This is a genomic window from Streptomyces sp. NPDC059009 (assembly GCF_042740175.1).
Classification (GTDB): Bacteria; Actinomycetota; Actinomycetes; order Streptomycetales; family Streptomycetaceae; genus Streptomyces.
Map to the genome: position 1 here is coordinate 1 of NZ_JBHYJB010000094.1, position 7272 is coordinate 7272.

Annotated in this window: 7 protein-coding genes; all 7 read left to right on the plus strand. The window is 70.9% G+C overall.

What is annotated here, in order from left to right; genetic code table 11:
* A partial coding sequence (locus ACFWYM_RS44770) for a potassium-transporting ATPase subunit C (protein ID WP_384851332.1) occupies positions 1-224 on the plus strand: 224 nt, incomplete at its 5' end.
* A gap of 292 nt (positions 225-516) precedes the next feature.
* Positions 517-1041 carry a hypothetical protein gene (locus tag ACFWYM_RS44775; protein ID WP_384851333.1) on the plus strand — a complete coding sequence of 175 codons (525 nt, stop codon included), beginning with the start codon at positions 517-519 and terminating at the stop codon, positions 1039-1041.
* Between the two features lie 152 nt (positions 1042-1193).
* Complete coding sequence (locus ACFWYM_RS44780) at positions 1194-2384, plus strand: alginate lyase family protein (RefSeq protein WP_384851334.1); 1191 nt, start codon at positions 1194-1196, stop codon at positions 2382-2384.
* Positions 2385-2562: 178 nt separating this feature from the next.
* Entirely contained in the window at positions 2563-5106 is a 2544-nt protein-coding gene (locus ACFWYM_RS44785; RefSeq protein ID WP_384851335.1) for an ATP-binding protein, read from the plus strand.
* 89 nt (positions 5107-5195) lie between these two features.
* Positions 5196-5879, plus strand: coding sequence for a response regulator (locus tag ACFWYM_RS44790; RefSeq protein ID WP_384851336.1), 684 nt, complete (start codon positions 5196-5198; stop codon positions 5877-5879).
* Positions 5880-6044: 165 nt separating this feature from the next.
* Positions 6045-6443 (plus strand): OB-fold nucleic acid binding domain-containing protein, encoded by a 399-nt coding sequence (locus ACFWYM_RS44795; RefSeq protein ID WP_384851337.1) that lies wholly within the window; start codon positions 6045-6047, stop codon positions 6441-6443.
* 3 nt (positions 6444-6446) lie between these two features.
* Positions 6447-7229, plus strand: a complete 783-nt coding sequence (locus ACFWYM_RS44800) for a DUF3159 domain-containing protein (protein WP_384851338.1) — start codon at positions 6447-6449, stop codon at positions 7227-7229.
* Positions 7230-7272: the final 43 nt, after the last annotated feature.

Sequence of the window (7272 nt, forward strand, 5' to 3'; positions counted from 1 at the left end):
ACGCGGTCACCTCCTCCGGCTCCGGCCTCGACCCGCACATCTCCCCGAAGTACGCGAAGCTCCAGGCGCACCGCGTCGCGGAGAAGAACCGCCTCTCGTACGCGACGGTGGAGAAGCTGGTCGAGGACCACACCGACGGGCGGATCCTCGGCTTCATGGGCGAGCCCCGCGTGAACGTCCTCCAGCTCAACGTCGCGCTCAAGGAGCTCGTGAAGAAGGGCTGACGGCAGGCTCCCGAACGCGAGCCGACGCGAGCCGACGCGAGCCGACGAGAGTCAGCGAGAGTCATCGGGAGCCGACGTCACTCTCCGCACAGCGGCCCGTCCCGGTCACCCGGGGCGGGCCGCTTCGTGATGGGGCCGAAGGTCCCGGCGAATTCCGGCCGTTCGGCTCTGTGGCGGGGACCTTCAGGGAGCGGAGAGCTGTGCGGACGGCCCTTACGGTAAGGCGGTTGATGCTGTGGGCCGCTGAGCCGAGTGGTGGTTCGGGGGCATTCGAGAACATGGAGCTGGGGCAATGCGCATGCGTACGAAGTCGGGCCGGGGGAGACGTGTCGCGGGCATAGCGGGGGCCGCCCTGGCCGCCGTACTGGTCCTCGCGGGGTGTGACGACGGGGCCGGCAAGGCGTCCTCCGCGTCCAGCCCGACCGCCTCGGTGTCGGAGTCTGCGTCGGAGTCGGCGTCCGCTTCAGCCTCCGCCTCGCCCTCCGAGTTCCCCACGCCCACCCGGACTCCGTCCCCGAGTCACACCCCCACGCGCACCGAGAGCCCCACGCACCCGCCGACCCGCACCCACGCCCCCACCCGCGTCCCCACCCACAAGGCGACGCCCACCCCGGCCCGCACCCACGCGACGTACCGGCCCACCACGGCGCCGGGCGGCGGCTCCGGCACGCGGTGCGAGATCACCTCCAACGCGGGCAACTGCTACCGGGCCGGGCAGTTCTGCCGGAAGGCCGACGTCGGGCGCAGCACGCACGACGCCTCCGGGCGGATCATCAAGTGCGGGTATGTGAGCGGGCGTCCGCACTGGCACTACTGACCGTTTCCGGTCGCGGCGGCGCCTTCGCCTCGCTGAACTGCGCGTCTTTCTTCACCCCTTGACGGAAGTCTGGTGCGTACCTATGGTCACGGCCCAACACGCGTGTTCAGAAAGGCAGTTGAGGTTCACATACCAGAACGGATGGCTCCCTCATGCGCCGCACCACGCTCTCCACCGCGATACCCGCCCTCGTCGCCGCCCTGGCCGCCGGGTTCCTCGCCTGGCCCGGCGGCCGGCGCGCCGACGCCGCGCCGAGCACCTTCGCGCACCCCGGAGTCACCGTCTCCCGGGCCCAGCTGGACTTCGCCCGGGGCAAGGTGAACGCGGGCGCACAGCCCTGGAAGTCCGCCTTCGACCAGCTGACGGGCAGCAAGTACGCCTCCCTGTCCCGAGCGCCCAAGCCCCGCGCCGTCGTGGAGTGCGGTCCCTACTCGGACCCCGACATCGGCTGCACCGACGAGCGCGAGGACGCCATCGCCGCGTACACGGACGCGCTCGCCTGGTACATCACCCGCGACGAGCGGTACGCGAAGAAGTCCATCGAGCTCATGGACGCCTGGTCCGCGACCCTGAAGGACCACACCAACAGCAACGCCCCGCTGCAGACCGGCTGGGCGGGCTCGTCCTGGCCCAAGGCCGCCGAGATCATCAAGTACACGTACACCGGCACCTGGGCGAACTCCGGGCGCTTCGCGACGATGCTGCGCACCGTCTATCTGCCGGACCTCCTCAAGGGCTCCAACTCCAACGGCAACTGGGAGCTGTCGATGATGGAGGCCGCCGTCGGCATCTCCGTCTTCCTGGAGGACAAGTCCGCGTACGACAGGGCGATGGCGGCCTTCCGGACGCGCACGGCCGCGTACGTCTACCTCGAGTCGGACGGCTCGCTGCCGAAGACGGTGCCCAGCCAGCACCTCGACACCCGCGACAAGATCGTCAAGTACTGGCAGGGGCAGGGCACCTTCGTCACCGGGCTCACCCAGGAGACCTGCCGGGACTTCACGCACACCGGATACGGGCTCTCCGCCATCTCGCACGTCGCCGAGACCAGCCGCATCCAGGGGCAGGACCTGTACGGGACGGACGTGGGGGAGCGGCTGCGGCAGGGGCTCGGGTTCCAGTCGAAGTACGAGCTCGGTGAGGCGCCGCCCGGGTGGCTGTGCGGCGGCTCGGTCAAGCGCGGCCTCGGGCCCGTCACCGAGGTCGGCTACAACGCGCTGCACAACCGGCTCGGGGTGCCGATGGCCAACACCCAGAAGCTCACCGAGCGGAACCGGCCGGCCGGCTCGAACAACCTCTTCGTCGCCTGGGAGACCCTGACGCACGGCGACAATCCGAGCTGATTCTCCGGGCCCCCGACCCCGGTCGGGCGAGGGGAGGGCCGCCCTCATCAGGGCCGGTCCGGCTCCATCAGGGTTCCGTAAAGGACGTCCTCCAGGTCCCCCCTCGTCCGATTTGAGAAAATCCCTGGCCGTAAGGTCGACGCTGCGTAGACGGCAGTTTCTGAAAGACAATGGGGCCATGGCACGCGGCAAGCTTCGGATCTACCTCGGCTCGGCACCGGGCGTCGGCAAGACGTACGCGATGCTGTCCGAGGCGCACCGCCGTATCGAGCGGGGCACCGACGCCGTGGTCGCGTTCGTCGAGCACCACGGCCGGCCGCGCACCGAGGTGATGCTGCACGGCCTGGAGCAGGTCCCGCGCAAGGAGCTGGAGTACCGCGGCTCGGTCTTCACCGAGATGGACGTCGACGCGGTCCTGCACCGCGCACCCGCCGTCGCCCTGGTCGACGAGCTCGCCCACACGAACATCCCCGGCTCGCGGAACGCGAAGCGGTGGCAGGACGTGGAGGAGCTGCTCGCCGCCGGGATCAATGTGGTCTCGACGGTGAACATCCAGCACCTGGAGTCGCTGGGCGACGTCGTCGAGTCGATCACCGGCGTGCGGCAGCGGGAGACGGTGCCGGACGAGGTGGTGCGCCGGGCCGACCAGATCGAGCTCGTCGACATGTCGCCGCAGGCGCTGCGGCGCCGCATGGCGCACGGCAACATCTACAAGCCCGACAAGATCGACGCGTCCCTCTCCAACTACTTCCGCCCCGGAAACCTCACCGCCCTGCGGGAGTTGGCGCTGCTGTGGGTCGCCGACCGGGTCGACGAGTACCTCCAGCAGTACCGGGGCGAGCACAACATCCGCTCCACCTGGCAGGCGCGCGAGCGGATCGTCGTCGGACTGACCGGCGGGCCCGAGGGGCGGACGCTGATCCGGCGGGCCGCGCGGCTCGCGGAGAAGGGCGCGGGCGGCGAGGTCCTCGCCGTGTACGTGGCCCGCAGCGACGGCCTGACCGCGGCCTCGCCCAAGGAGCTGGCCGTCCAGCGCACCTTGGTCGAGGACCTCGGCGGGACCTTCCACCATGTCGTGGGCGACGACGTCCCGGCGGCGCTGCTCGACTTCGCGCGCGGCGTCAACGCCACCCAGATCGTCCTCGGCTCCTCGCGCCGCAAGGTCTGGCAGTACATGTTCGGGCCCGGCGTGGGCGCGACGGTGGCCCGGGAGTCGGGGCCCGACCTGGACGTGCACATCGTCACGCACGACGAGGTCGCCAAGGGGCGGGGGCTGCCGGTCGCACGCGGGGCGCGGCTCGGCCGGTTCCGCATCATCTGGGGCTGGCTCGTCGGCATCGCGGGTCCCACGCTCCTGACGCTGCTCCTCACGAACGTCGACGCGAACCTCGGTCTCGCCAACGACATGCTGCTGTTCCTCGCGCTGACGGTGGCCGCGGCGCTGCTCGGCGGGCTGCTTCCGGCGCTCGCGTCGGCGGCGTTCGGCTCGTTCCTGCTCAACTACTACTTCACGCCGCCCTTCCACCGCGTGACGATCACCGACTCCCGGAACATCGTCGCCATCGTGGTCTTCGTGTGCGTGGCGATCTCCGTGGCCTCGGTGGTGGACCTGGCGGCCCGCCGCACCCACCAGGCGGCCCGGCTGCGCGCCGAGTCGGAGACCCTCTCCTTCCTCGCGGGCAGCGTGCTCCGGGGCGAGACCAGCCTGGACGCGCTCCTGGAGCGGGTGCGGGAGACCTTCGGCATGGAGTCGGTGGCCCTCCTGGAGCGGGAGGGAGACACCGCGCCGTGGACGTGCGCGGGCAGCGTCGGACCGAGCCCCCTCGGCCGCCCCGAGGACGCGGACGTGGACATGCCCGTCGGCGACCACATGGCGCTCGCGCTCTCCGGCCGCGTGCTGCCCGCCGAGGACCGCCGCGTCCTCGCCGCCTTCGCCGCGCAGGCCGTCGTCGTCCTGGACCGCCAGCGCCTGCAGTCCGAGGCCGACCAGGCCCGCACCCTCGCCGAGGGCAACCGCATCCGCACAGCCCTGCTCGCGGCGGTCAGCCATGACCTCCGTACGCCCCTCGCGGGCATCAAGGCAGCCGTCTCCTCGCTGCGTTCCGACGACGTGGCCTGGTCCGAGGAGGATCAGGCGGAGCTCCTCGAAGGCATCGAGGCCGGCGCCGACCGCCTCGACCACCTCGTCGGCAACCTCCTGGACATGTCCCGCCTCCAGACCGGCACCGTCACCCCGCTCATCCGCGAGATCGACCTCGACGAAGTCGTCCCGATGGCCCTCGGCGGGGTGCCCGACGGCAGCGCCGAGCTCGACGTCCCCGAGACGCTGCCCATGGTCGCCGTCGACAAGGGCCTGCTGGAGCGGGCCGTCGCCAACATCGTCGAGAACGCCGTGAAGTACAGCGCCGAGGACACCCCCGTCCTGGTCTCGGCCAGCGCCCACGGGGACCGGGTCGAGGTGCGCGTGGTGGACCGCGGGCCCGGCGTGCCGGACGAGGCGAAGGACCGTATCTTCGAACCCTTCCAGCGCTACGGCGACGCCCCGCGCGGCTCCGGAGTGGGCCTCGGGCTCGCGGTCGCGCGCGGCTTCGTCGAGGCCATGGGCGGCACGATCAGCGCGGAGGACACCCCGGGCGGCGGGCTGACCATGGTGCTGACCCTGCGCGCGGTGCCGGGCGGCGACCGCAGGCCCGCCGAGAGCGCGGCCGGAGCCGCCACATGACCCCCGGAACCCTCCGAACCCCCCGACCCCCCACAGCCCCCCACGTCCCCCTCCCCAGCAACACCGACAAGACCGAAAGGCAGGTCCGCATGACCCGGGTGCTCGTGGTCGACGACGAGCCGCAGATCGTGCGCGCACTCGTGATCAACCTGAAGGCGCGCAAGTACGAGGTGGACGCGGCACCCGACGGTGCGACCGCGCTCCAGCTCGCCGCGGCCCGCCACCCCGACGTGATCGTGCTCGACCTCGGCCTGCCCGACATGGACGGCGTCGAGGTCATCCGGGGCCTGCGGGGCTGGACACGGGTGCCGATCCTGGTGCTCTCGGCCCGGCACAGCTCGGACGAGAAGGTCGAGGCTCTGGACGCGGGCGCCGACGACTACGTGACCAAGCCCTTCGGCATGGACGAGCTCCTGGCCCGGCTGCGCGCCTCCGTCCGCCGGGCCGAGCCCGTGGGCGCCGGCGAGGACGACGTGGTCGTCGACACCGACGACTTCACCGTCGACCTGGCCGCCAAGAAGGTCAACCGCGGCGGCCGCGACGTCCGTCTGACCCCCACGGAGTGGCACCTCCTTGAGGTCCTGGTCCGCAACACCGGCCGCCTGGTCAGCCAGAAGCAGCTGCTCCAGGAGGTCTGGGGCCCGTCGTACGGCACGGAGACGAACTACCTGCGGGTGTACATGGCCCAGCTGCGCCGCAAGCTGGAGGCGGATCCGGCACATCCGCGGCACTTCATCACGGAGCCGGGGATGGGGTACCGCTTCGAGCGGTAGGCGCTCGGCTTCGGGCGCTGAGCCTCGTGGGGGAGGGGTCGAACCCCGTACGAGTGGGGCCTGGGCCACCTCGGGGGACCGTTTCGGTCGGTGATGCCGGGTTCCGGTTCGGGCGGGGACCCGGCGGGTACGTGGCCGTCAGGTCCCCCCGGGTAGGCTTTCTGTATGAGTGCTGTTTCTGGTTCCGCGAAGCCGGCAGGCCGCTTCCGGCGCATGCTCGACCGGCTCTCGTCCTCCCAGGAGGACCTGGAGTCGGAGGAGCTGCGCGAGGACGCGGAGACGGCGGGCTGTACGCGCATCGGCGACTGCCACGACCGCCAGATAGTGACGGTTACTGGTACCTTGCGCACGGTCACTCTGCGGCCACGCGCCGGGGTCCCGGCCCTTGAGGCGGAGCTCTTCGACGGCTCCGCCGCACTGGACGTGGTGTGGCTCGGCAGGCGTTCCATCGTGGGCATCGAACCGGGGCGCAAGCTGATCGCGTCCGGCCGGGTCTCGATGAGCCGGGGCCGCCGGGTGCTCTTCAACCCGAAGTACGAACTCAGACCGCTCGGACGGGAGTAGCCGGTGACGTCCCTCGACAAGCAGCCGACGGACCACGGGAGCACGGACCAGGACGGCGCGCCTTCGGGGGCGGACTCCAGAACCGTCACCGAGGCCGCGCTCTTCGAAGCCTTCGGCGGCGTGCGGGGCATGGTGGAGACGGTCGTTCCCGGCCTGCTCTTCGTCACGATCTTCACGGTCAACAAGGACCTGCACATGTCGGCCATCGCGGCTCTCGCGGTGTCCCTGGTGCTCGTCGTGGTCCGCCTGGTCATGAAGGACACCGTGAAGCACGCCTTCAGCGGTGTCTTCGGTGTCGCCTTCGGCGTGGTCTTCGCGATGATGACCGGCAATGCCAAGGACTTCTACCTGCCGGGCATGCTCTACACGCTCGGCCTGGCCCTGGCGTACATCGTCACGACGCTCGCGGGCGTGCCTCTGATCGGCCTGATCCTCGGCCCGGTCTTCAAGGAGAACCTCTCCTGGCGCACCCGAAACCCCGGCCGCAAGAAGGCGTACGCGAAGGCGAGTTGGGCCTGGGGCCTGATCCTGCTCGCGAAGTGCGCGATCCTCTTCCCGATGTACTGGTGGGCCGACACCACCAAGTTCGGCTGGGTCCTCATCGCCCTGAAGATCCCGCCGTTCCTGCTCGCCGTCTGGCTGACCTGGATCTTCCTGGCGAAGGCGCCCGCGCCGATCGACGTGTTCGCCGAGATGGAGGCGGCCGAGAAGGCGGAGGAGGAGAGGAAGGCCGCCGCCGCTGCCGTGGGTGACGGCCAGGGTGCGCGGCACCGCCGTGAGACCTGAGCTTCTTTGAGCGTACGAAGAGTGGGGGCGCCCGGATCCATCC